The 24,360-nt window shown below is 51.3% G+C and carries 24 protein-coding genes and 1 tRNA gene; 7 read left to right on the top strand and 18 right to left on the bottom strand.

What is annotated here, in order from left to right:
* Nucleotides 1–49: 49 nt before the first annotated feature.
* A complete protein-coding gene (locus IPM09_05285; protein ID QQS21891.1) occupies nt 50–6,559 on the top strand; it encodes a hypothetical protein in 6,510 nt (2,169 codons plus the stop codon).
* Nucleotides 6,560–6,565: 6 nt separating this feature from the next.
* Nucleotides 6,566–7,243 (top strand): hypothetical protein, encoded by a 678-nt coding sequence (locus IPM09_05280; protein ID QQS21890.1) that lies wholly within the window; start codon nt 6,566–6,568, stop codon nt 7,241–7,243.
* Between the two features lie 9 nt (nt 7,244–7,252).
* Here IPM09_05280 and IPM09_05275 read toward each other — a convergent pair whose 3' ends face one another.
* Both IPM09_05275 and IPM09_05270 read right to left on the bottom strand, forming a co-directional pair.
* On the bottom strand, nt 7,253–7,777 hold the full coding sequence (locus tag IPM09_05275; protein QQS21889.1) for a hypothetical protein: 525 nt from the start codon (nt 7,775–7,777) through the stop codon (nt 7,253–7,255).
* Between the two features lie 2 nt (nt 7,778–7,779).
* Nucleotides 7,780–8,343, bottom strand: coding sequence for a hypothetical protein (locus IPM09_05270; GenBank protein QQS21888.1), 564 nt, complete (start codon nt 8,341–8,343; stop codon nt 7,780–7,782).
* Nucleotides 8,344–8,485: 142 nt separating this feature from the next.
* On the opposite strand from IPM09_05270, the gene IPM09_05265 reads away from it, so the two are divergent.
* The gene (locus IPM09_05265) at nt 8,486–9,469 is read left to right on the top strand and encodes a ribose-phosphate pyrophosphokinase (protein QQS21887.1); all 984 of its coding nucleotides are present in this window, start codon (nt 8,486–8,488) and stop codon (nt 9,467–9,469) included.
* A gap of 21 nt (nt 9,470–9,490) precedes the next feature.
* Complete coding sequence (locus tag IPM09_05260) at nt 9,491–9,829, top strand: hypothetical protein (GenBank protein QQS21886.1); 339 nt, start codon at nt 9,491–9,493, stop codon at nt 9,827–9,829.
* Here the strand turns inward: IPM09_05260 and IPM09_05255 are convergent.
* The 8 genes from IPM09_05255 to IPM09_05220 all read right to left on the bottom strand — a co-directional run bounded on the left by IPM09_05255 (nt 9,819) and on the right by IPM09_05220 (nt 16,378).
* On the bottom strand, nt 9,819–10,076 hold the full coding sequence (locus IPM09_05255) for a hypothetical protein (GenBank protein ID QQS21885.1): 258 nt from the start codon (nt 10,074–10,076) through the stop codon (nt 9,819–9,821). The genes IPM09_05260 and IPM09_05255 overlap by 11 nt on opposite strands.
* Before the next feature lie 52 nt (nt 10,077–10,128).
* Nucleotides 10,129–10,203: transfer RNA gene (locus IPM09_05250), tRNA-Gln, on the bottom strand.
* A 194-nt stretch (nt 10,204–10,397) separates the two neighbouring features.
* Entirely contained in the window at nt 10,398–11,195 is a 798-nt protein-coding gene (locus IPM09_05245; GenBank protein QQS21884.1) for an ABC transporter permease subunit, read from the bottom strand.
* Nucleotides 11,192–11,995, bottom strand: coding sequence for an ABC transporter permease subunit (locus IPM09_05240; protein QQS21883.1), 804 nt, complete (start codon nt 11,993–11,995; stop codon nt 11,192–11,194). Before IPM09_05240 ends, IPM09_05245 begins: the two co-directional genes overlap by 4 nt.
* A 3-nt stretch (nt 11,996–11,998) precedes the next feature.
* Nucleotides 11,999–12,895: an ABC transporter ATP-binding protein gene (locus IPM09_05235; GenBank protein QQS21882.1), complete on the bottom strand. Its 897-nt coding sequence runs from the start codon at nt 12,893–12,895 to the stop codon at nt 11,999–12,001.
* 7 nt (nt 12,896–12,902) lie between these two features.
* Nucleotides 12,903–14,678, bottom strand: a complete 1,776-nt coding sequence (locus IPM09_05230; GenBank protein ID QQS21881.1) for a CHASE domain-containing protein — start codon at nt 14,676–14,678, stop codon at nt 12,903–12,905.
* Between the two features lie 91 nt (nt 14,679–14,769).
* Entirely contained in the window at nt 14,770–15,648 is an 879-nt protein-coding gene (locus IPM09_05225; GenBank protein ID QQS21880.1) for a hypothetical protein, read from the bottom strand.
* 118 nt (nt 15,649–15,766) lie between these two features.
* The gene (locus tag IPM09_05220) at nt 15,767–16,378 is read right to left on the bottom strand and encodes a GIY-YIG nuclease family protein (GenBank protein QQS21879.1); all 612 of its coding nucleotides are present in this window, start codon (nt 16,376–16,378) and stop codon (nt 15,767–15,769) included.
* A gap of 79 nt (nt 16,379–16,457) precedes the next feature.
* Between IPM09_05220 and IPM09_05215 the strand changes: the two genes are divergently transcribed.
* Together IPM09_05215 and IPM09_05210 are read left to right on the top strand one after the other, a co-directional pair.
* Nucleotides 16,458–16,739 (top strand): YdeI/OmpD-associated family protein, encoded by a 282-nt coding sequence (locus IPM09_05215; GenBank protein QQS21878.1) that lies wholly within the window; start codon nt 16,458–16,460, stop codon nt 16,737–16,739.
* A 113-nt stretch (nt 16,740–16,852) separates the two neighbouring features.
* Nucleotides 16,853–17,251 (top strand): hypothetical protein, encoded by a 399-nt coding sequence (locus IPM09_05210; protein ID QQS21877.1) that lies wholly within the window; start codon nt 16,853–16,855, stop codon nt 17,249–17,251.
* Between the two features lie 55 nt (nt 17,252–17,306).
* On the opposite strand, the gene IPM09_05205 is transcribed toward IPM09_05210, so the two are convergent.
* The 7 genes from IPM09_05205 to IPM09_05175 form a co-directional block, all read right to left on the bottom strand.
* Nucleotides 17,307–18,092: a DUF1295 domain-containing protein gene (locus IPM09_05205; GenBank protein QQS21876.1), complete on the bottom strand. Its 786-nt coding sequence runs from the start codon at nt 18,090–18,092 to the stop codon at nt 17,307–17,309.
* A complete protein-coding gene (locus IPM09_05200; GenBank protein ID QQS21875.1) occupies nt 18,083–18,481 on the bottom strand; it encodes a DUF2177 family protein in 399 nt (132 codons plus the stop codon). Before IPM09_05200 ends, IPM09_05205 begins: the two co-directional genes overlap by 10 nt.
* Nucleotides 18,482–18,503: 22 nt before the next feature.
* Nucleotides 18,504–19,964 (bottom strand): hypothetical protein, encoded by a 1,461-nt coding sequence (locus IPM09_05195; GenBank protein ID QQS21874.1) that lies wholly within the window; start codon nt 19,962–19,964, stop codon nt 18,504–18,506.
* Complete coding sequence (locus tag IPM09_05190) at nt 19,964–21,109, bottom strand: hypothetical protein (protein ID QQS21873.1); 1,146 nt, start codon at nt 21,107–21,109, stop codon at nt 19,964–19,966. Before IPM09_05190 ends, IPM09_05195 begins: the two co-directional genes overlap by 1 nt.
* A gap of 105 nt (nt 21,110–21,214) precedes the next feature.
* Nucleotides 21,215–21,931, bottom strand: a complete 717-nt coding sequence (locus IPM09_05185) for a DNA alkylation repair protein (GenBank protein ID QQS21872.1) — start codon at nt 21,929–21,931, stop codon at nt 21,215–21,217.
* A gap of 4 nt (nt 21,932–21,935) precedes the next feature.
* Complete coding sequence (locus IPM09_05180) at nt 21,936–22,460, bottom strand: DUF1697 domain-containing protein (protein ID QQS21871.1); 525 nt, start codon at nt 22,458–22,460, stop codon at nt 21,936–21,938.
* A 52-nt stretch (nt 22,461–22,512) separates the two neighbouring features.
* On the bottom strand, nt 22,513–22,704 hold the full coding sequence (locus tag IPM09_05175; GenBank protein ID QQS21870.1) for a hypothetical protein: 192 nt from the start codon (nt 22,702–22,704) through the stop codon (nt 22,513–22,515).
* Nucleotides 22,705–22,798: 94 nt separating this feature from the next.
* Here IPM09_05175 and IPM09_05170 point away from each other — a divergent pair, with 94 nt between their 5' ends.
* A complete protein-coding gene (locus IPM09_05170) occupies nt 22,799–23,059 on the top strand; it encodes a zinc ribbon domain-containing protein (protein ID QQS21869.1) in 261 nt (86 codons plus the stop codon).
* Nucleotides 23,060–23,083: 24 nt separating this feature from the next.
* On the opposite strand, the gene IPM09_05165 is transcribed toward IPM09_05170, so the two are convergent.
* Nucleotides 23,084–24,238 carry a Fic family protein gene (locus IPM09_05165; GenBank protein ID QQS21868.1) on the bottom strand — a complete coding sequence of 385 codons (1,155 nt, stop codon included), beginning with the start codon at nt 24,236–24,238 and terminating at the stop codon, nt 23,084–23,086.
* Between the last annotated feature and the right edge of the window lie 122 nt (nt 24,239–24,360).

The raw sequence follows: 24,360 nt of genomic DNA, 5'->3' as shown, positions 1-24,360 counted from the left end.
TCGGTTATGGTACAATAACAGAGAAGCTATCTTAGTGGCAGTAGAGAGTATGAAGAGAAAAATACGAACCAAACATGAAGCATATTCGCGCGGCAACTGGTGGCAGGCGCTTGTTGACCGTGTTCGTTTGTTGCAGCGACGCTGGATTAAATCGACACAAGGGGGTAGGCGGTATTTCGTCATACCCGTGCCGACTCGCCGCGGCCTCCTGCGTGCCGCTATCGCCGTAGTCGTTTTGGCGGCGGCAGTGATCATCGGCTCCCAACTCTATCGTTACTTTGGCCCTCATGATTATCGTGTAAGCTCAGTTGACAAGTTGCTGGGCACCCCCAGCGATATATTGGCTAAAGACTTAACATTCGACAACGAGCAACAAGTCTATACCTTTGCCCATGGCAGTGCCAACACGAGCCAATCAAAACAAACTGGTGCGACGCTTGTCGCTGCGCGGCTGCCTGTTGACGCCAGCAAGGGCCTGACGGTCACTGACCCAAACTACAAAGTCGATCTTACGATGTCGCCGCACGCATCCGTCGCTGCTGGTAAACAAGGTAAAAATCGCGTGGTGTATCCATTCCGTGACCATAGCGGTTGGCTGATCTACACCGCCAGCGGCACCGGCGTCAAAGAGGATATCGTCTTGACACACGCAACTGGCGATAGCTACCAGTTATCGTATAAGCTCACGCTACCTAGCGGTACCGAAGCTCGTAAAGAAGCTGATGGGAGTATTGGTATCTATGGTAACCAAGTTTTTATGAACAATATCACGGCCGCGACCGATGCCGATGCGTCGCTCCTCGAAAAAGCTCGTGCAAATGCCGCAAAAAACCTGCTGCTCTTTGTCATCCCCAAACCAATAGTTATCGAATCAGGTCGACAAATTTCGGTCGTAAAAGCCGAGTTTGAACTCAACAAAACCACGCTGACCGTTCGAGCGACGGGCCTCGCAAAAGCCAATTTCCCGCTTTCCATCGACCCAAGCATTTACATTGTCACCGCCCAGCAATTTATGAATGGTAACAACGAAACCAACATCGACTTTGACGTGGCCGACAAGCTGATCCGTAAGAGTCCGACTACTGGCGCCCGCTTCAATAGCTGGAATGCGACGACGCAATTATCGCAGTCCAACTGGGCAGGCGGTACCGCTATCGCCGGTGGCTACCTCTATTCAGCCGGTGGTATTTCGCAAAACGGCCAAGTCTATACGACACAGGGAGCAAGTAGCTTTACAGTGCCAAGTGGCGTCACCTCGCTCACTGTCAAACTATGGGGTGGTGGTGGTGGAGGTGGGGCTGGCGGCTCAGCTGCTGCCGGTGGTACGGGTGGCGGGGCTGGTGAAGCAACTGGCACGATCAGTGTTACCCCCGGAGAAACCTTAACTGTCTATGTTGGTGGTGGTGGTTCAGCCGGTACTCGCAACACTGCCGGTGGTGGAGGTGGAGGTGGGGCGTATTCAAGCATTTACCGAGGCACAACAGCGCTGGCAATCGCTGCCGGTGGTGGAGGTGGTGGTGGTGGCCGTAACTCCGCCGGTAACACCGGTGGGGCTGGTGGGGCTGGTGGCGGTACAACTGGTGTTGCTGGTTCAACATCTGGTGCTGGTGGTGGCGGTGGTGCTGGCACCCAATCAGCTGGCGGCGCAGGTGGTACCGGTGGGACAAATGCCGGTTCGGCAGGTAGCTCACTAACTGGTGGTCTTGGTGGTGATGGCCGCACCAGCGGCACAACCGACGGAAGTGGCGCAAGCGGTGGTCTTGCTAGTGGTGGTAACGGTGGTGGAGCTATCGCGACCAGTCGTGCTGGTGGAGGTGGTGGTGGAGCGGGTTACTTCGGTGGAGGTGGTGGCTCAAGCTCATCAAGCGGCTCTGGTGCCGGTGGTGGAGGTGGTGGCTCAAGCTATGGCACAGGCCTCACGCTTAACGCGGGGAGCGGTGCGACACCGGGCAATTCAGCCGATGCCGACCGCGCCGGTGCTGGTCAGGGTGGTAACGCAGGAGCAACTGGTAGTACCGGTACTGGCGGTAGTAACGGTATCGTCGTGATTAACTATGGCGCGGGCGGCACGACGCCAACGGCCGCTGTCAACTGGATGCAGCTCAGCACAACCGATGGCACCCTCGTGAGCCCTAATCCCGGTAATGGTAGCTGTAGCGGTTGGTGTACCGACGCGGCCTACAATTTGCCACAAGCGCGAACTAATTTCAGCATGGTGGCTTACAACGGCTTCTTATATGTCGTCGGCGGTTTCAACAACGCCGGCTCTCCACAAAGTACCATCTACATTGCAAAACTTGGTGCCAGCGGCGAGCCCCAACTCTGGAACCCAACTTGGGACCCAGCAACCGATCCAAACAAAACAACGTGGAGCTACTGGTATACCGACACCGGTCTTAGTACCGTCCGATCTGGACTCACCGCTATCGCCTACAATAACCGTATGTATATCATTGGCGGCCGCACCACCGGCACCACCGTGGTAAATACGGTTGAAATCGCCGACATCCAGCCGACTGGCCGACTTGGCTCGTGGAGCACTTCGGCGACACTCCCCTACAACCTTTACAATCACGGCTCCTTTGTCTACAACGACCGCCTCTACATCGTTGGCGGCGCTAGTTCGGTCGGCGGTGCGCCGCTCAGCACCGTCTATTTCAACAAGATCAATAGCACCGGCACGCTCAATAGTTGGGTTCAAACGACGAGCATGGGTAGCGGCAGAATGAGCAATGGCGGTACTTTCACCACAGTTTGGGGAGCCTACTTGTACACCTCGGGAGGCTGTGGCACTGTCAACGCCAGCGGATACTGTACAAGCATCCTGTCCGACTCAGATGTTGCAAGTATCAACGCCGATGGAAGCATCGATACCTGGAATGCCATCGGTACCCTCAGCGACCAGCGCACGGGTCAAAGTCTTTTGGCTTGGCGTAATATTATTTACCATGTCGGCGGCTGTACGACGCAAAATACTACGACCGGTGCCTGCACAACACCGACCAATGCCGTTTCATACGGCACGATCAATCAAGATGGTGATGCGAGCACAGTTGGCGCGTCAGTTGCGAACGGTACAGCGCCGTGTAGCGGCGGATCACCAAGCAGGTGTAATCTACCGGGTACCACTTACATCGGCAATATGCTCACAGTATCGTTTATCTCAAACGGGTATCTTTATCTTATTGGCGGCTGCACCAACAACACGTGTAGCACAACCCTCAACACAACCGCTTATGCTGCGATTTCCTCTACCGGCACGATGAGCAAACCCACCACGTGCCCGGCACCACGGACAATTCAAGGTGGCATGTGGTGCGTTGACACTACCAACACGACTCCCACCAATATTGCCGCTGGCAGTCCTGTTGTCTTCAATGGACGCATCTACATTGTCGGCGGACTCGACGGCAGTGCCAATACCAATGACTTGCTACGTGCCGACATCAACCAAGCGGACGGCAGCCTCGGTACCTGGTCAACCCAAACACTGACAGGTCTTGGAGTTAATAGCGTTTCGTACTTGTATTCATTCGCCCGCGCAAATCCAGCCGATGCAACCAACAATCCCGGTAATCTCTATATCCTCGGGGGGTGCAGCTCAAGTTCGAGTGCGGGATGTACTGCCTACAGCCAAAATGTCTATAAATGTAACATCCAGGCCGCCGGTACAATCGCCAGCTGCACAACTACTGGTCAGCAGCAGATTGGCATTTTGCCAGGCGACACTGCTGCCGGCCTTGGTATTATGAGCGGAACTGTCTATGCAAATTATATCTACCTCATTGGCGGCGTTTCACCAAATCTTGTCGACCTCAAAACCGTCCGCTATGCCAAAATCGATAGCAACAACAATATCGTCACTGCCGGAGCCGGCGGCTGGACCGAATCACCCTACCAAATGGCAGTCGGCCGCCGCCGCTCAGCGGCGTTCGGTTACAACGGCTACCTCTACGCTGTCGGCGGGTACGAAGCCGTGATCGGTGTCCTCGCCGATATCGAATTTATCAAAATTGACGTCAGTACCGGCGCGCTCGTGAGTGGCTGGGTTGTCTCGGCCGTCGAAATCAACCAGCGCTGGGGACTGACCGTACCAATCTCCAACTCCTACGCCTACGTTATCGGCGGCTGTACAGCCGGTGCTAGCCCAGGCGGCTGCACAACCCGTACCGACGTCATCCAAACTTTTCAGATATACAACAACGATAGCGGCACACCCGCTGGCTACACCAACGCCGCCAACACCTACGCTACCAGTCCTAATCGCCTAGGGGTGAGTAGCGTGGTTGCAAATGGTTACCTATACGCCGCTGGGGGGTGTACGGGTACGTCTGACTGCACATCACCAACCGCAGATGTGTCGTATGCGCAGCTCGACGCCTATGGCAACATTGGTAGCTGGACTAGTACAGCTTCTCTACCTAGTGCACGTGCATGGGGCAAGCTACTTGTTGCCGGTGGTTCACTTTACTATGTAGGGGGCCAAGACACCAACGGTGCCAGTCAATCGACCATCTACTACGCCACTCCATCGACAGGCAGTATACCTAGTTGGTCGACCACTACTATTAGTCTACCCGCCTCGCGCACACAATTTGGGGCAGCGGTCTGGAATAATCGTCTCTATGTCGTCGCTGGTAATACTGGCACAGCTAACCAAGTAATTTATAATACCGCTGGAACTGCCAGCTACACAGTACCGACCAGTGTTTCTTCATTGACCGTGAAGGCATGGGGAGCTGGGGGTGGCGGGGGTGGCGGAAGTGGTAGCACTGGCGCGGGCGGTAATGGTGGTGGGGGTGGCTTTAGCCAATCAACGATTACCGTCACTTCTGGTGAAACACTCACTGTCAACGTCGGAACGGCTGGCAAAGCAACCGGTAATGGTGGTGGGGGTGGGGGCTTTTCGGCACTCCTACGCAGCACGACATATTTACTGCAAGCAGGTGGTGGGGGTGGGGGCGGTGGCGCCTTTGGCACAGCAGCGGGTGGTAATGGTGGTCCAGGTGGTGGCGCGTCGGCGACAGCCGGCAACGGAACGGCTGGCGGTGGCACTGGCGGTGGTGGCTTCGGTGGTGGTGGCTTCACCACTGGCGGTACCGGCGGAGCAGCAGGTACAACAGGTACAGCTGGTAATTCAGGTGCGGCAAATCTTGGTGGCGATGCGGGCGGCTCAGCGGCAACCTGTCCAACTGCCGTTACTACTCGTGGCGGCAACGGCGGCACTGGCGCGGGCGGTAGTGGAGGTAGCGCGGTGATATGTGTCGGTGGTGGCGGTGGTGGTGGCGGTGCCTTTGGTGGTGGTGGCGGTGGTAGTGCTGCGTCTGGTACCAACCGTGGTAGCGGTGGTGGCGGTGGTGGCTCAAGTATTGGCACGACCCAAACGGTTGCTAGTGGCACAACTCCAGGTAATAGCACTGATGCAACGAGAGGAAACGCCGGTGTTGGCGGTACCGGCACGACTACAGCTACCGGCACCAATGGCACAGATGGCACGGTCGTGATCGGATATGGCAATTACACTGATACCGCGACCGTCTATGTCAGTCCCCAACTCAACAATGGTGGTGACATCACCGGCGCCTGGTCGACGGCTAGTACCAGTATCAACGTTGCTCGGAGCGGAGCTGCCGTGGTCGCCTACGCCAACAACTTATACGTATTTGGCGGCTTCGATGGCACCAATTACTTGAGCGATGTCCAATATGCTCAAATCGACAGCGGAAGTAGTATCCCGGCAAATGCCGGCCTTATCACTGGCAGCTGGACCTATACCACCAGCCTGCCGAAATCATTGTCGCAAGCTGATGCCGTCGCGGCAAATGGATATATTTACCTAATCGGCGGACGCGATAGTGCCACGACGTGCGCGCCCAGCACACTCCTCGCACCAGTTAGTGCCAACACGACCATTGCCAGCGGCAACAACCCGACCGGCGTCGGCGAGTGGTCGACAACCAACCAGCGCTTCACCGGAAACCGCTACGGTGCTGCCGCTGCCTATAGCGACGGCAAACTCTATGTGCTCGGCGGCGGATGCGGCACAACCGTGAGCTACCCCGCTTCAGCCAACACTGTCCAGCAGACCGCTCTGCTATCTCAGCCTCAAGTCGCAAAGTACTCCATCATGATCGATACCGACTCAGATGTCTTCCCCAATGCCTGGCTGTTAAATGGTGTCGACAACTCTATCGGCGCTCGCTGGCAACTCAAATACCGCAGTATGGCCAACCAAAACATTACTGCCGCTAACCGCTGCGCGACTATGAGTACGTGGGGCCAAGAAACAAACTTCGGTAACGTCACACTTGGGACGCCCGGGTCGTACGTGGTGAAAGATGGTAGCGGCACCGACATCAAATGCGGACGGTATTTCTTCTTTAACGTGACTGTTGACAGTTCGCAGGCCTTTGGCTACCCCGATGACGTCAGCCGCGGCCCGACCATCACCGACTTGACACTCCAGTTTACCGCCGACCCAAGCAAACGCCTCATGCACGGGCGCACTTTTACTGGCGGCCTCCAAATGCCCGTTGATACACCTTATTATAAAAACTAAGGAACCATGATAGACTTTACACCCCGAAGAATCAGCCCCAAAGAACCATCCATGCCCTCGTATGGATCGCAACCGCATAGGCCGGTCAAAAAGCAACTGTACCAAACGCCACGACGCAATCTCATCTCAAGACTGCGAGTGGTTGCCGCCTGGGTGCGGCACCATCGCCGCATTGTTATCGGACTTGTCTGTATAGCTGTGGCGTGGTTTGCAATTGCACAACTAAACCGGCCAGCCTTGCCCTCAACTTCGCCACCGCACTCAAACCAGACACACAGCATAAGCAATGGCTCGCCACTCGAAAAGGGAACACCCAGCTATACAACCTACCTTCCCAAAGGCAAAACGATCGAACAACTGGGGGGCTGGACGCGCGTCAGTCCGTCGTCTAGCAACCCAGTCTACGCTTACACCGATACAATCGGTGCGATTCAACTCATCGTCAGCCAGCAGGCTATGCCTGACTCATTCAAAGACGACCCCGAAGATCAGTTAAAAGAGCTGGCGCAAAACTATGGCGCCAACGAACATATCACTGTCAACAATCGCACCGTCTATGTTGGGACATCTTCAAAGGGGCCGCAATCACTGCTCTTTTTTATCGACAAGACACTACTCCTTATTAAATCTTCGACCAAACTGAGTAATGACCAGTGGGTGGCTTATATCGCCGCCTTGCAATAACACCGGACACTAGCGCTGAATAACCAGTTCGCCACGCATATAACCAGACGACCCATTGAGTGCGCACGTAATGTTGACCGGCCACTTACCCACCGGCTGCCCCTGCTCGACTTTCCAACTCCAGCGAACCACCCCATACTCGTCAGCAGTCTTTGGCATCAGTCCGGTATCAGTACTCTTAAGATTGTCATAAATCACTTCAATGCTGCAGGCGGCTTGCGGTAAAGTACGGATACTGGCCGTTGCATTTGACCCAGCTGTAATAGGACTTGTCAGCTCAGTAATATACACACCCGTCTTTTGATTTTTTGCAATCGGCACTGGTTCTTTTATAACATTGGTGACCTTCGGTGCAGGGTCAGTTACTTTTACGTCCGCCTGCTGGCCTTGGTACCATAGGTATACCGCTATTAGTATGGCGCCAACTACCATAATAGTCGCTAGCGTGATAATGACCGTACTGAGCACCCGGCGGCGTTTATAGCGCTTCTGACCCTTATGGGTGGATGGCCCGCCCTTTAGCTCGCGCAGCATCGCTACTTCTTGGCGTAGTATTCAGCAATCGATTTGCTGACTTTACCATCTTTGTTGAGATTTTCGTAAAACAGAACTTGGGATTTATCGATGACCATCTGATCATCTGGCCCATGTACTTCATTGCCGAGCTTAATGAGCTGTACGTCGGTGTTTGTGGCACTGGTTTTCTGTGGGTTATTAGAATCACTTGCAGTCTGATTCTCCTGAAGGTAGAAGATTTTGTTAAGTTTATAGGTATCACCGCTCACTCGACTTAGCTTGCCAAAATATACCTGGCCATTCGTCAAGAATACCGCCTGATACTTTCCAGTATCAATCAGTTGACCCTGTGTGAGTGTATTGTATCCCCAAACACCTGCGGCAAGCACGCCCAAGAGCACAACGACTATAACCGCCTTCATGAGCCAGCTCTTCTTGGCCTTTTCAGTCACTCGTGGGCTACGCGGTACGTATGAATGCTGTGGTGCGGCAGGCTCAGGAACTGCCATTTCGGGTTCATGATGCGTAGCTGGTTCGCGGTGTGGTACTGGCTGGCGACTGCCACGCCCAGAAAATGTCTCCATGTAGATCTCCCTATATGCTTACTTGTAGTACATCATACCATAAGTGGTATGGGCTGCCAATACACCATAGGAGTCATCGTCGTCAAATTGATTTGACTAAGTGTCTATTTTACACTATAAGTCTATCTGCTATAGTAGTGGTATGAAAGAACGTAAGATACGCACACGACCTGTTTTGCTGAGCGGAAGCTACAGCCCTGAATTCACTAAAAAGGTTGGTGATTACCTGCATCTGCACGTCCACGATGTACGGCTAACTCGCTTTGCAAATTCCGAACTTAAAGTCGAGGTACCCACAGTACGTGGCGCAGACGTGTTTGTGTTTCAGTCTCACGGTGCATCTGTTAATGAACATCTGGTGGAGCAAGCAGCTATTATCAATGCTGCCCGTCGCGCTTCAGCACGAGATGTTACTGCTGTCGTTCCCTACCGCGGCTATGGTAGGGCCGATCGACCCGATAATTCTCATGAATCCTATATGGGTCCGCTCGCCATGCGGTTTCTGGCGATGGCTGGTGCGAACCGTATTTTAGAAGTCGATCCTCACGCAGGTCAATCGGCTGGTTTTCTAGCAGACTTTACAACAGAGTACACTGCTATCCCCGCTCACCCCGCCATCCAGGATTATTTACGCAGTTTAATAGATGGCGGTGACCCGGACGATGTGGTAATCGTATCACCCGATTCGGGCCGTGCCAAACTCAACCGTCGCTATGCGGCACGCTTTAATAAACCGCGGGCTATCATCGACAAAATGCGCACTGGCGCTAATAAAGCAGAGGTTATGGCGATTATCGGGCAGGTGGCTGGCATGCGCTGTTTTGTCATTGACGATATGATTGATACCGCAGGCACGATCGTCGAAGGCGCCGAGGCGCTCATAAAACAAGGTGCCAAGGAAGTCACTGTCGTCGCTACCCACGGTGTGCTATCTGACCCTGCAACAGAACGCTTACTGCACGCCAAAAGCAGCGGAGTAATCGCGCGAGTGGCCGTTACCGACACGCTCAAACTGCCCTCTCATATGCCGCCAGAGGAAATCGATGTCATTAGCGTCGCACCGCTCGTCGGCGAAGCCATCCGCAGTATCTACCACAACGAATCGGTATCGGCAAACTTTGTATAGCGTTTATGGTATGCTACGTATATGGATGCTGCAACACTTCAATCTCTCCTCGATAGTGCCTCGAAAGACTCTTCTTCGTCAGGCTCGCTCAGCTCAATGTTCGATGTCAAAGCTTTGATAGAGCCACTCATGCCTTACCTGATTGCACTGACAATTATCTCCATTATCATTACGTTCCTTTACCTTGTCAGTCTTATCGAAAAATGGCGCGCCAACAAAGCGATTATCGAGTCGCGCAACATCTTACGCGAAATGAATGAGCGCGACAAAGCTCGTGGCGCGCCTGTAGCCCCCTTGCCAATAAAAGAGGCCGCACCTGTCAGTGCGACCCCTGTCGATGCTCCGTCTGTTACACCCTAGCCAGTTCAGGCACCGGCATCTCTACGCCTACATCATCAAGCGAATCTAGGTCGCGCATATCAAGTTCAAACCTAATGAGTGCCAGCAGACCAGGGATTGCTTCTTGCCAACGCGTGATCTTACGCTCTCGCGCTTCAGCCAATTGAGCTTCCAGCTCTGTTTGGTGCATACGAAGCTCGTCGGATGTAAGGTCGGTCGCATCTGCGAGTCGCTCTTTCCTGCCGTGTAGTGATAGTCCTTCTGCCATGGTGGCACCTCATTTCTTCCTGCGGTACTTTACAGACCGCACTAATGTTGTTTGGCTCGGGGGGAAGGTTTCGAACCTCCATTACTTGCTTCAAAGGCAAGTGACCTACCGCTTAGTCTACCCCCGATTAAGCGATACATGAGCTACTATTTTGGAACAAAAAATGCCGCTTCTTTTCGAGTGAGCGGCGGGTTAATGTTCTGTTTGTTTTCGACAGCTTCTTAAACAACCGCTCGGCGGTGCGTGAGAATTTGTTGATGACGAATAGCAGTCATACCCCTTTTATACAGCACTTACAGGTAATACGCAAGCACTTTCTTGCTATATCTTCAAATCGCGGTTGCTAAAGCTTAGATAACTGATGATGAGTACTATGGCTGCGAGTAATAGTGAGATCATTACATATGTAGTGTCAACTTGCTTCGCGGCAAGTATATCACGGGCCGCAAAGTAGCCGAGTGGTGTCAATTGTTTTAGCCACGCAAACGAACCCGATAGCCCTTGTAGCACGTCGGCGATGTAGCAAACTAACACCAGAGCAGCGACACCCACTGTTGCCCGTTTTGGTTGGCGCAGCACAGCCGCAAACCCTACGCCAATACTGAAGAACAGCACTTGGATGACAAGAATGGCGTAGTGGAACGGCACAAGATCAGCGGTAGGTACGCTCCCTTGGTTCACTGACGCAATCGAGCCATAGGTCGAAGCGGCCGTCACCGCAAATAACACAGCCATAATCACCACACCGGCCAGTAGCTTCATCGTCAGCAAAAATGCCCGCTGCCGCGGCTTCACATACAAAAACTCTGCGGTTTTGTCACGCTCTTCCTTTGCCACGAGGTCCGCTCCCAACATGCCAGCGTGGATTGCAAGCATCACTGCGATGAAGATGAAGCAAATACCGTAGTAACCCGCAATTGTAGTGAGGTCAAGACCGGTCATCCCAAACACAGCCTGGAGTGTTGAGGGCAATACTTTCAGAAGGTCCTGCGAAGCTGCTGCGTCGGTCGCCAGTGCTGCATACTTTGCCATACTAATATACATAAAAATAATCATGACTACACTCCACGCAATCAGGTGGACACGATGAGACCGTAACTCGCGGTGAAATAGATTCATATGGCAGCCGGAATATCCTTTCTGGTGTAGATAATGTAGCTGATACCCACAAAAATGATAGTGAGCGTTATGCCATAGACAATATGGGCCGGGTCGTAGGCGCTATCAGTGACGATTTTTTTATAATCGATAAATCGAAACGGCGTCATCCAGCGCACTGCATCATCACCAACAATCATGCCAAAAATTGCCAGCAGGAAAAATCCGAAGCTAACCCCAATCGCGAGTGGTGTTACGGATTTAAGTTTTCTCACTAATTGACTGAGTAGTAGCCCTAGGCCAAAAAACCACCATTGAATAAGCGCAAATGCTCCCCAGAACAGCAAGTATTGTGTTCCGTCAATATCGCCCGAACCGAATGCTTTTGCTAGTATATAAGCACTCACAGTGACCACAATTTCCGTAACAATTAATAGCCCTAAGCTCGCCGCTACCTTCTCGCCATACACCGCAGTGCGGGTTTTTGGTTTTGATAACAAGAAATCAGTCGTGTTGGTAGCTGGCTCTTTGGAAAGAATACCGAGCCCAACTACCGTCGCTTGAATGGCGCCAATGAGGGTGACAAACGGAAATACATTGCCAAAAAACCCAAAGAAACTAAATAGCCGCAGGTCACCACCCATACCAAGAATATGATTCATGGCCGCTGGAATGTGCTGAAGTGTCTTTATTAGCTGATCGGCATCACTGCTAAAAGCAGGGTAAATCGAAAGGTACATCGATGTCAGCGCCAAAATCGCAACTATCCACAACGCTGTCGTGGTGCGAGCCGCTCGCAGCTCAAAACGCAGCACGTTCATATGCTACTGCGCTTTCTCGTAGTAATGCATGAAGATCTCCTCTAGCTCGGGTTCTTCAATCCAGGCGCTACGTGGCTTCAGCCTAGCGAGCAGGCCGAGTACAACATGCACATCGCCGCGATACAAGAAACTTACCTGTCGCCCCGTGACTTGGACATTGCTAATTCCAGGCAGCTTCAGCGTGGCTTTTTGTAGTTCGCCGCTAGGTTCAAAGCGACAGCGCAGATAATTATTACTCCGAAGCTCGGTCATTTTTTCAACTTTCACAAGTCGGCCATCTTTGATGATGGCTACACGGTCACACATTTTCTGAACTTCACTCAAAATATGGCTACTGAACAAAATCGTCGCGCCACGTTTGTTTTCTTCGCGTAATAAATCAAAAAATGTTTGCTGCATGAGTGGGTCAAGCCCGCCTGTTGGTTCGTCTAGGATTATAAGTTTCGGGCTATGCAGCAGTCCTTGTACAATGCCCACTTTTTTCTTGTTACCATAACTGAGATCATCGATTTTTCTATGAAGATCGAGATTGAGAAGCTTCGCGATCTGGTTCATACGAGCATCCATTTCTCGCCTTGGTTTGTGATAAAAGCTGGCCGAGTAGCGCAGGAGATCAATCACTCGCATGTTGTCATAGTAAAACACCTCGCTTGGTAAATAGCCTATTTCTTCGCGAATTTCAGGACCATGAGTAACGATGTCTTTGCCAAAAATCGTTGCAGTACCACTAGTCGGTTTAATAAGCCCTAGGAGCGTACGAATTGCTGTACTTTTCCCAGCCCCATTTGGCCCGATAAATCCGAAAATTTCTCCCTCTTCGATTTGCAGGGAAAGTTTGCTGATACCTCGGGCTTGTCCATAACTTTTGGTTAGCTCGTGCATTTCAATAACTGCGCTCATAGCCTGATTATACACCTCGGTAATCGGCGGCAACACTGGGCAAGCTGCAGGTGAACGTCGTCCCCCGGCCGAGCTTAGAAGCAACAAGTAGCTTGCCATGATGACGCTCGACGAGGAGCTTGGCCAAAAATAAACCCAGGCCCGAACCGCCTTCTTTTACCGATAGTTCGTTGCTTAGCCTGCCAAATTTTGTAAATAGTTTAGCGATATCAGGTTCTGCGATACCGACTCCCTTGTCGGCTACGATAATAACCACGCTCCGCTGATGCTTCTTTACAGTGATAGTAATCGAACTATCGTCATACGAATACTTAATGGCATTGGAAATCAGGTTTTCGAGAATCATTCTGACGTACCGCGCATCCCCGTGCACGGTCGCTGATGGCGCCAGCCTAAGCACGGGAGTAATCTTTTTGCGGCGGATGTCACTAGCCAAGGCTTCGAGTACTTCGTGTACAAGTGGAGCGACCGTCACTGCCGTCATGACCATTTTTAGTTTACCAGCGTCGGCTTTGGCAACATGCAACATTTGGTCAATAATCTCAAGCTGTCGCTCATTTGCATGGTAGGCTTTTTCGGCTATCTGCTGCTGATCGGTCGTAAGCGGTCCCATAAAGCCTTGCTTTAGCATACCAAGGTACTGCTTAACACCACTGGCTGGTGTGCGCAATTGATGAGATGTCAAAGCAAGAATATCATCCTTCGCCCGTTTTACTTCTTGGTCCATGTCGCTACTAATACGACGGAGACGTGCGATTAGCAAAATATACATAATACCCCCTGCAATCGTACTAACAATAACGCCAAGTAGGAAAATAGTCGCAGGACCCGTATAGCGCTGCAGAACTGATTGGTATGACACCAGCTTTACCTGCCAGTTGCGGTCAAGTATGGCCATTTGCGCGTCATCTTCGTACTTTACACGCAATCCATTACTTGGTTGGGTCTGAAGGTAGGTGACTTGCTGTGTATCGACATCACTAAGAGTAAACGACATATTTCGTAAATTATCCTCAGAAGCAAACGTATTGGCTATGATATCGCTCGGGCGCACTGCAATATAGACATAGCCTGTCAGTGCTGCACGACGCTCTTCGATCGTCGTTGGGACAGTCACGGTGCGATACATTGGATAGTACAATAGAACACCCGTCTTGGAAGGATCGTCCTGGTCTTGGACAAGGCGCACGGGAGCCGTCATGGCTGCATTGGCACTATCACGTGCATGTTCCATCGCCATACGCCTCACCGGCTCGGAAAACATGTCGTAACCCATTGCTCTACGATTGCTGTCATTCGCTGGTTCAAGATACACGATCGCAGTATACATGTCTCGTTGGTCTACTGGGTGAACAGTATAGTCGGCGAGTCCAGGATCCTGACGTATAGTCTGCTCGTGACGAGCAATATCTGTTCCGGCTACCACCTGCGCATAGCCTATGCCAAGAATTGCTGGATAATCTTGAAAGGTCCGGCTTTTCTGTAAGTACTCACGCCATTCATTCCTGCTTAGGTCTGGCCGCACTGCGAACACCGCCGATGCCGAATGAAGAAGTTGCTCGTAAGAGTGGAGCTGTGTAGTAAGATAGGTCCGTACTGCTGTCGTTTGCGCAGTAGTCGCTGCCTGCTGATCACGCACCGACTGCTGTGCGACAGCCATGGACATCACGTACGACACAACAACACCAACTAAAACGACTAGAAGCGCAAACACTAACTGTGAGATCTCATGGTTGGAAGTCGGTGAAATCTTTTTAATCGAAGTTTGGATCGTCTTGCGCATTGATCAATTTTTCCCTTTTCCTGTTAATCATATCATAGCCCCACTGTGGACACCTCGCGCGCGTCACACAGGCCTAAATGCTTCACTATCACTACACGATACAGTTCAGCATTCGCCGCTTACAGACGACAGTCACTCGCTCACCAGCAGCCAGCGGATAGACTTCTCCGTCAAGCTGGATCGTGGTTGCCCGCAGTACCGTAAAATCAAACCTGTTAGCGCGTGGTGTGACGTCAGTTTGTCGAGTCACCGCCTGCCAAATGTGTGCAAGTAATCTTACCAGCGAGCCCGCTTTCACCCTGGTTATCTCAAACAGTCCATCGTCGATTGCCGCGTCGGTGGCAAGCGTGAGATACTTTGACATTCGACCGGTATTACTAAAAACAACATGGTCGTACTGTCTGACTTTACGGCCTATCTTCAGTTTTACAGACCGAATACGAAACAAATGAGTGATGACTAACCACGCTTCGACCCAGGTATTGAGCTTGGCTTTCGTGAGCTGCTCTCCGATCTGCGGCGTCATGCCCAGCCCCACGTATGAGTGGGCCGAGTGTTGCCACTGGCTCGTTGTGACCTGCACTATATCAATCGTATCTATGGCTGAGCGTTCGATGCGTTTGATCGTATCGCCGTGGTGCACAAAGTGATAATGGTCGTTAGCATTGCCACTTGGCAAAACGCCCGTCACAACCGTGGGGTTTTTCGACGAAAGCACACCGTTAACAACCTCGTGGTACCCGCCATCGCCGCTCGATGAAATCACCATCCCGTTTGGATGAGCATCAGCAAACGCTTTTGCCAGTGTCACCGCGTGTCCCGCATGCTTGGTGGGTTGCAGTTTCACCGTCAGCCCGACGCTCTTTAGCTTTTCAGCAAACTCGCGGGCATTTTTCTCACCATCACCAGTACTGTTGGGATTATAAATAATCTCGACAATGGTAATCGGTCGTATATTAGTTGCCTTCATAGCTGCACTATAGCACCACGAGCGGCGAGATTGGTGTGATCAATGTCACAATTTTGATGCTCAGCGCTTACCCTTTATATAGTATTGTTGTAGTAAGCGGGTCTTTCGAGCAATAATCTCACTCGGCTTCTTCCATCCGGCGGCGGCGCTCATCAAGCGTCTCGCCCTTGTACATCCAGTAGTCAGTACCTGACACCACATTTTGGTATCCCAGCACTTCTTGAGCTGCAGCCGAAAGGCTAGTAGGGGCACCGCGAAATTCGATACTTTCTGACCCGGTGCGACCAATTACGCGCGCCGTGACCGATTCATCGCGACTAAACTGTAGCTCGGCACCAAGCGGAATACTGACCATATCGAAGTTAAATCGGCTGCGTTTTTGCCTGGCTTCATTCAGGGCCCGTTGATCCTCCTGCGAGTCGACGATATCATGCCGCGGTGTGATGTCTTCTATTTGCGCCAGCTTGAGCGCCGCCACCACGCGTTCAGGATCGATCGCAAAAAATTCCCGTCGTGGGTTCGTGCGGTTATCGCCAAATGCGTCATGAAGCTGGTGCTCGACAAATCCAGCATCATGTACGGTACAAGCATAATAAGCAGTAAATGGCATCGGTACACTGGTCGAAGCGCTCAGTTCGCGAATACGTTGCTCAAGGCTGGTCGTGGTTTTGCCAATTTTTACATAGCCTGGCATCGCTTCGTTCGTTAACACATATATAATCTCGCTCATACCAATAGTATACGTGCCACCCTGCCCGATTACCACTGCCGCATTCTCATAACGCATTCTTTGAGTTAAAATCGGTACCATGCAGGACAGATCACTCGCTCAAGGTTCTATTCACAGAATCCCCCAAGACTTACGTGCCATGCTCACCACAGATGCGCGTTTCCACCATGCATGGAACGATATCACGCCTCTAGCCCGAAGCGAATTTATTTGCTGGATCACATCAGCCAAAAAACCCGAAACCCGCACTAGGCGCATACATGTTGCTATCGACAAGCTCTCGCGTGGCGAGCGTCGCCCATGCTGCTGGTCGGGGTGTCCGCACCGCACAAAACCAGCACACGGCTATATTCGTAGATAAAAATCATTACTGTTGTACTTATAACATCATTTTCTTATCTTTAGTTGCTATTCTGTAATTGTGTGGCTCGCTCTACTATCCTATAGTGGGAACTACCTAACAAGGAGGTGCGTATGAAACTTTATAAAAAACTAACACTAGTGTTTGCTGTCGTTTTGATGACGGCTTTCTCGCTATTTGGCGGTGACACTGCAAGCGCATGGAGGAGTCCATGGCAATATAGCTCTTGGGGAGCTGCGTGGATAGGTTTTGATGATACATGGCCTTCTGGCTGGTTTGCTTTTGGTGAGGTTGATGATATAAAAACCGATGGCTACTGTGTCGAAATCCGACTCAGGGTGTCTGGTCAATCATGGCCAGGTACGCTTGCCGATAGCGATTATACTAGCTCAGGGAAGGCAGTGTCTTGTGGGCCTATAGTCAAATGGACTAATGTTGATCCAAATGTTCCTATAGCCGGTGCGCGTATGTATAGGGGCAACGGAAACTACCTTACAATCTTCGGCAGCTAAACTAGGGTTGTGTAGAGATAGCTCGGTCGATTAGACCGAGCTATTAATTTTCACATTACTCACGTCGCGGTAGCGGCACCAGTACACTTGTCGTTTTTCGATATATTTCCCATTCTCTTTTTTCAGATGCGCGCTGCTCTGCAAGTGGGATACCCGACACATAGCAAATCAAAATTGTAATCGTAGCAGCACCCATCAGTCCGACCAACCAGAGTGGCGTGGTGACTGCCATCACTGCAATACCCCACCACATAGTAATCTCGCCAAAATAGTTCGGGTGCCGAGAGTAACGCCACAGCCCCGACTGCATTAGACTACCTGGCTTGGCGGTACGTAAAAAGACTGTCAGCTGGCGATCGGCCCACATTTCGATCACAAACCCCACTGTCCATATCACCAGTCCACACCACACCAAGGTTGTAAGTGACGGCTGGTAATGATGAATTATGGCTACTGGCGCACTCACCATGACCGCAAGTAGCGCCTGTACCATAAAAATCCTTGTCAGTACCTGTAGTCGCATATGTCGCCGAGGCCACCGCGCCACCAGAGTAGTGTAGCGTTCGTCCTGACGGCTCGTGCGCACAAAACGCTGGTAAATATGGAGCGATAGTCGGGCAGCCCACACCAGTACCAGCCCATCGACCAGTAGCACGCTTGGTGCAAGTGTGGGCCTGTGGATCTGCATGGCAACAACCGCCGCAACGAACGTCATCCCCCAAGCAACATCGACGACGTCGACCCTGCTGTGGCGGAGGTACTGTGCATATGCCAGCAGCTGAAGGCACAGTGCCCCGACCAATGCCGCCACGAACATAGGTAAAATATCGCCTAAAACCATTTGTGCACCACGAGATAGGCGATTGATGCAACAACGGCTGTCAGCGCCATCCCCCACACCATATCTATCACCACAATCTTTGTGCTAAATCCCTTGACTACCGCGAGACTAGTTAGATCATAGGTCGCATAGGCAACAAGTCCAAAGAGTGCACCATAGCCAGCCGCATAGGCTAGCGATCCCTTAGCCAGCGCGGGATTGATGACGAATACCACCACGCCAATGACATAAATCACGTAAAATAGCAGTGCTGGCACCATGTTGAACTTTTCAAGTAGTATGTTCCCCATTTCGCTGTAGTACAGCCGCTTTGCAATGTAGCCGAGCCACACAAAATCCAATAGTCCCATGACCCCACCGGCTACTAGTAGTTGCATTACATATCGCATATACACTCCCTTTTTAAATTATTTAATGATAAAAACTGCGCACCCATGTATCCCAGCCCCCACGCAGTGCAGCCTGCGCACTAGTATCTGTCACCCCAGGGATCTGCTCGAACACACTAGTTGACTCATCGAGTCCTCCCGCTAGGACTGGAGAGGCCTGGCGATACACCTCACGTGCAACCTCGAACGGATTGTGGCCTTTGCTCGCAAGGTAATAGAACAGTGAGGCGCAGGTGCTATACCATGCAGCGCCGTCGCTGCCATAGATCTCCGTCTGACTTGGTTCTGCCACAGGAAAAATCGGCTTGGTGTGGTGTGCGGCATAGTTTGCAAAATTAGCTTTCCGCCAGTCTGTCTCACCCTGCGTGAACATACCGTCCGACATACGAGCAATACCCTCGATGGCGCACACTCTTGGACGAGCGCCGATTGTAGAGAAATACTCATAATACTGGTGCGTCCATTCGTGCACTGCGATACCGGCCACAAATGAGTCAAAATCACGCCCGTAACTGTACTGCCTGAGCCCCTCCACATCTCTCATCACCGCAACCCCGCTACCGGCAGCATTCTTTGGTGCTGCAATGCCATCGAGCGATGTGCCACGGAATGCTTGGCCAATGTCAATAGCCGGAAATACATTGGTCACCGCCAGTGATTCACTGATGACAGCGTATTTACCGTCGGGTCGTTTGAAATAGTTCTGGTAGGTTTTGAAATCGGGGCTGACAAATATCAAATACGACCGTACGTAGCTGCTGCTAAGATTATCGAGCTGTGTCGTACTATATAAATGCTGAAAGAACACAGCAGCCAACTTTGCACCAGGCATCACCTGGCGCAGTGCGTCTGCGGTACCTTTAACACCCACAACCGTCACATTACCATCTTTGATTGATTCGAGGTCGGCATTGTCCCATGGCGGATTATCGAGTCCCTCCATGGTGGTAATCACAAACCCACCGTGATAGTTTGGACCGGTGTTGATCGTTAGCCGATAGGTCGAGGTTGTGGTAACGGCGGGTTCGATTGTTTTTCCAGGTAATGCAGCAAAGCTCATCGCACCTGGCTTAGCGGTGCCCGCAAGTACCTCAAGCGTATGGGTCTTCGTACTTGTAGGGTCGTAGTACTGGAGTGAGCCATCCCGCTGGAACACCATACCACCATAACTATAGCCAATTACTTGCATGTTGTCGTACCAGCGGGCCAGTGCTTCACGACCCTGGCCAGACGCGTAAGCGAGTACGTCATCACGTTTTTTCTCGCTAATCGCGCGCGTCAGCCCGCTGAGATCGATCAAACCTTGCTGATACGTCGCCTTCGTACCCTGTGTGCTCTGGTACCACGAACGATACACCAGTAGCCCGCCCACAATAAGGGCTACCGTCAGTAACCCACCTGCAACCATTACTATGCTACGCCGCTTTGATCGCGCACTATTTGTTGCGTCATTGATCGTGTTGTCGCTGAATAGATCTGCCATTATTTTTGTACCCCGCTATAGCTAACACCACCCAGTACGTAATGCCCAGGCTGGGTAGCATCTGCCACAAGTGTGCCGGTGAGCTTCCACTTTGTCTGTGGTGAATAGTCACCGAGTGCTTTCGGCGTGAAGTATGGGCGGCTCGAAAAACTAACCGGCTCGTTAACTGCAGCCTCGCTATAATCCCAATTACCGATATCGAAGGTATCGTCATACGCTCGAACCGCATCAGCACTACCGAATAATCGATAGATCTCTTCTTGTTTACCAGGAGCACAGTACGCCAGTGGCGCAAATGACGCAATTGGGTTGTCTATGTAGTACTTTTTCTCCGTATCTACCCGTGCTTTCCAGAACTGCTTGACCCCGTCAAGCAGTGCAGCGGCGTTAATCCCGCATGTCTCTCGGTCAACTTCGAGTCCGTCAATCCGCTTCAATGAGGTATCGTTTCGCGCACCAACTAGTACTGGATCAACGATTGCGCCCATTGTTAGTAGACAGAAGCTGCCAAACGAGTCTTTGCGTGCATAGACATCGTAGGTGTACTTAAAGCGCATTCCTGCGATGGCAGCAATGGCATTGACATTAAATTTGTAGGGGTCAGTCGAGCTTTTTTCACGACTCATCGTCAGTGTGACGTCTTCCATAGCCTCGACCGCATACTTGCCAGCCTGGAACGACATATCAAGTGGATTCGCGTCACCCGTACCACAAGCGAGGGCGTCTACATTCTGCTGATTTTGGCTCATCAGTGCATCCTTAAACCGTTGTTGCATAACCGAAATGTCACCCGAACGCTGCGAACCGGTGGTGCCCCTGGGAGTAAGTGCAGTGGGCACGCCAAGAAACTGCATCATCTGATATGGCATGATCACTAGTAGCGCAAGTAGTGCCACCGCCACTATCCCGCTGATGAGCGTAGTAATACCGCTGAGTCGCTTGATAGTGGCCGTACGATTGTATTGGCGATTAAGTCGATTTTTCTCATCTTGAGACAAATCTTGCTGCGTCTTGTGCTGCTGTGCTGCTACGCGCATCTGAGCCAGCTTGGCACGCGTCATAACCCACGTCACAAGGCTACCGATAGCCACCACAAATATTAGTGACGCGCCAATCATGCGTAAGACAGAAAGTAGCAAATCCATAATGCCTCCTTTGTGGGCACTCGCCCTATAGAGCTATCATACCACTATCTGTGACTGATCTCACAATCACCACCCATGCATACCGGCGCGACAACTGTCACGAGCTCATGCAGTATCTTTACATAACAAGTAGTACTGCCGATCGATTTCTGGCAGGTGCTCTATAGCGTAACGTAGCGCAGTCCGTGGCATGTCGTGGGCATGACGGTCGAGAAAATCACGCAGCAGTTGCTCGTCGCAGCGTTTGCCGACTTCGCGGAGTGTCCAGCCAACAGCTTTATGCATCAGGTCTTCGTGGTCATGCAACAGCAGTTCGGCCAGTTCGAGCGAAGTACTCGCATCACCATGGGCGATATAGGCAAAGGTACTGATGATACTGACGCGACGCTCCCAGAGGTTGTCGCTCTTCGCAAGTTCGAATAGCACTTCACGGTTATCTCGCACATGTTCGCCGACGATGTGGCGACACGTGACGTCGACAAGGTCCCAATTATTGATATTTCGCCTCTTTAGCTCCTGCATATAGAGGTCAAGTATGTCATTTTTCGCTTGATTTGACGCACGCGGGTATTGGAGTGTCAATATGATGAGCCCTGCCATGCGGTGCTCATGAAACGGGCTTTCGATGAGTTTTTGTACCTCAGCAAGTGACAATTGCCGAAACTCTTTGCAAACCTTCCGAATCATCGGCACGCGTACGCCGATAAATTGATCACCCTCACCATATTCCCCCGGCCCCGTCTTGAAAAACCATTGCAGATTCACCGCATCGGCATCACTAGCATAGTTCTGCATTTCGGACACTACGTCTTCTGCTGTCATGACGCTATTGTACCAATTCAGCAAGTTTGCGGGCAGTCGTGACGTTACGGATAGTCATGCGCCTATACAGTGGCGTGCCGACCAGTTTGAGCAGGCTACTTTTTGACTGGTATTTGCGCGACACATTCGTGATGAGTGCGCCCGGCACGTAATGGATTGTTTCGAACTCTGGGCGGAAGCCAATGCTGCTCATGATATCTGACGAATCAATGTCCGCAAACAGGTACAGTACGTCGCTCTTTTGCTCCGCGTCATTCAACCATTCGTCTGGGATAGCCTTCGCAACAGATACGACTTCCGCCTGAGATAACACCAGCGTATCGATGTCAAAGCCAAAAGCTTTCTCCAGCCGTGCTTTAATGGCACTTGCTACTGGAGCCGTCTGTGCCGAAAAAACCACATTGCCAGAGTTTATGTATGTTACTACGTCAGCGAACCCCATACCTTCAAAAACCGCCCGCAAATCCGCCATCGGCACCTTGCGGTTTCCACCGACATTAATACCCCTCAATAATACAACATACTTCATAGAGTCAGTATACTCTGGTGTTTCCAACCATGCCCGAGCCAGTTGTGAATTTCTATTTTCTCTTTGCCTGTTTTGCAACAGAGCCTATCATCATGGCCGCCGCAAAAAACAGAGAGACATAACCGGCAGCTTTCGCCTCGCTGCTCGCGAGTGCAATCCCTATGGGTACGAGTGCAATTCCGATGACGAGAATCGGGTCAACTTGCGGCCCCGTGTTTTGAGTTGATTTCTTTTCGTTCTTCATAAATAAGTTCTCCTTCCCCTAATAATACATTAATGGGTGTGGGTGTTTAGCGCCAACCCTACCAGGAGTATAATTACCTTAGGAGGTACATGATATGAGCAAACAATGTCAAAGCTGCGGGATGCCGCTAAGTACCAAAAAAGCAGGTGACTGCCGTGGCACAGAAGCAGACGGCACCAAGAGTGAAAAATGGTGTAGCCTTTGCTACGAAAACGGTACGTTTATTGGACCCGACTGCACCCTCGATGAGATGAGAACAATCGTCGACAAAGCGCTGGTCGAAAATGGCAGCGGCCGACTGATGCGCTGGCTAGCCCAAAAACAACTTCCCCATCTCGAGCGCTGGAAAACCTAGAAAATTCGTGTGGAACATCGAACTCTATACATGCTCAACATCGTCTACGCGAATCGGCAGTAAACCTTGGGCGTCCATTTGGTCTAATATCCCTCTGGTTGCCTTGTTGCCTGTTAGCTTCAGAACATAAGATCTCCCCTTGGGCTTAAGCGTTGTAATAAACCCCTGCCGCCTCAACTTGCGTAGTTGTTTCGATACAACAACGTGAGAATAGTCTGCCGGCCACAGATCACGAATATCGCCAGCTTTTATGCTGGATTTCCTCGCGAGGCGTACAAGAATTTTATATTCCAACTCGCTAAAAACATTTTTTTCTAATGCCCAGCTGAAGGCAGGCAGCAGTATGTTATCTTGTACAAACTTGTGATCTGCAAACTTTTGAGATTTTTCAACCTCGGTTTTTAGCCCGTCGAGGACATACTCACACCATGCTGCCAGGCTTGCGTCATCCCCCTTGTCTGCCTGGCTCAACTTTTCATAATACCTGTCTCGATCTCCAGCAAAAACTGCTGTTGGATTAAATAAGCGGGCAGAACCAGGGATTATATATCCTTTCTTGCACAGCATGGCGTACGTCAGTAGTCGCACAACCCTACCATTACCATTGCCGAACGGATGAATCTGTACAAATCTGTGATGCGCGATGGCAATTTTCAACAAATCGTCCTGGGGCAACTCCGGGCGTTGCAAAAAGTCATAGAATTCTGTCATCAGATCTGGGACATCATAGTGTTGTGGCAGCACTAGGCTTGACTTTGCAATAGCTCTATTTTCACGCCGATAGGCACCGGGCCGTTTATCGCCCTCGCAGCCTGTTCCTACGCTCAGATTGCGTACAACTATGCGATGTAGTGCAAACACGTAATCCTTATCTATCACTGCCTCATTGATTGAGCCATCTATATAACTGAGCGCCTCAATAAGATTAGATATCTCGATCAGCTTTTCGTTTTTTGTATCAGACTTGTCAAGTTTTTTCTCGACAAATGTGGCAAGTGTCGTATGGTTACCCTCTATGCGCGCAGAAGAAAGTGCCTCGACGATATGAAACAAATTTTTTAACTCGAAAAATATCCACACAGGAGTAGTGCCGCTTACTGCATGATCTTTGAGACTACTCAGTTCGACAACGAGCTTAGTCAGTTTCGAATTGTGTGCTGGCGCCGGTATATGTATCATACCCTCAATTGTAACTCAAGAAATACTAATATGTAACCATTTGCTTTTTGCTACCTCTGTTATTATGTAACCGTTCGTAATATCACATGTAACTTATACCCGTAGTGATGCCTCGCTGTCAT

The organism is Candidatus Saccharibacteria bacterium (genome assembly GCA_016700015.1).
Lineage (GTDB): Bacteria > Patescibacteriota > Saccharimonadia > Saccharimonadales > Saccharimonadaceae > Saccharimonas.
Note: the sequence above shows the minus strand (reverse complement) of the source record. Positions and strands in the feature narration are given on the sequence as shown.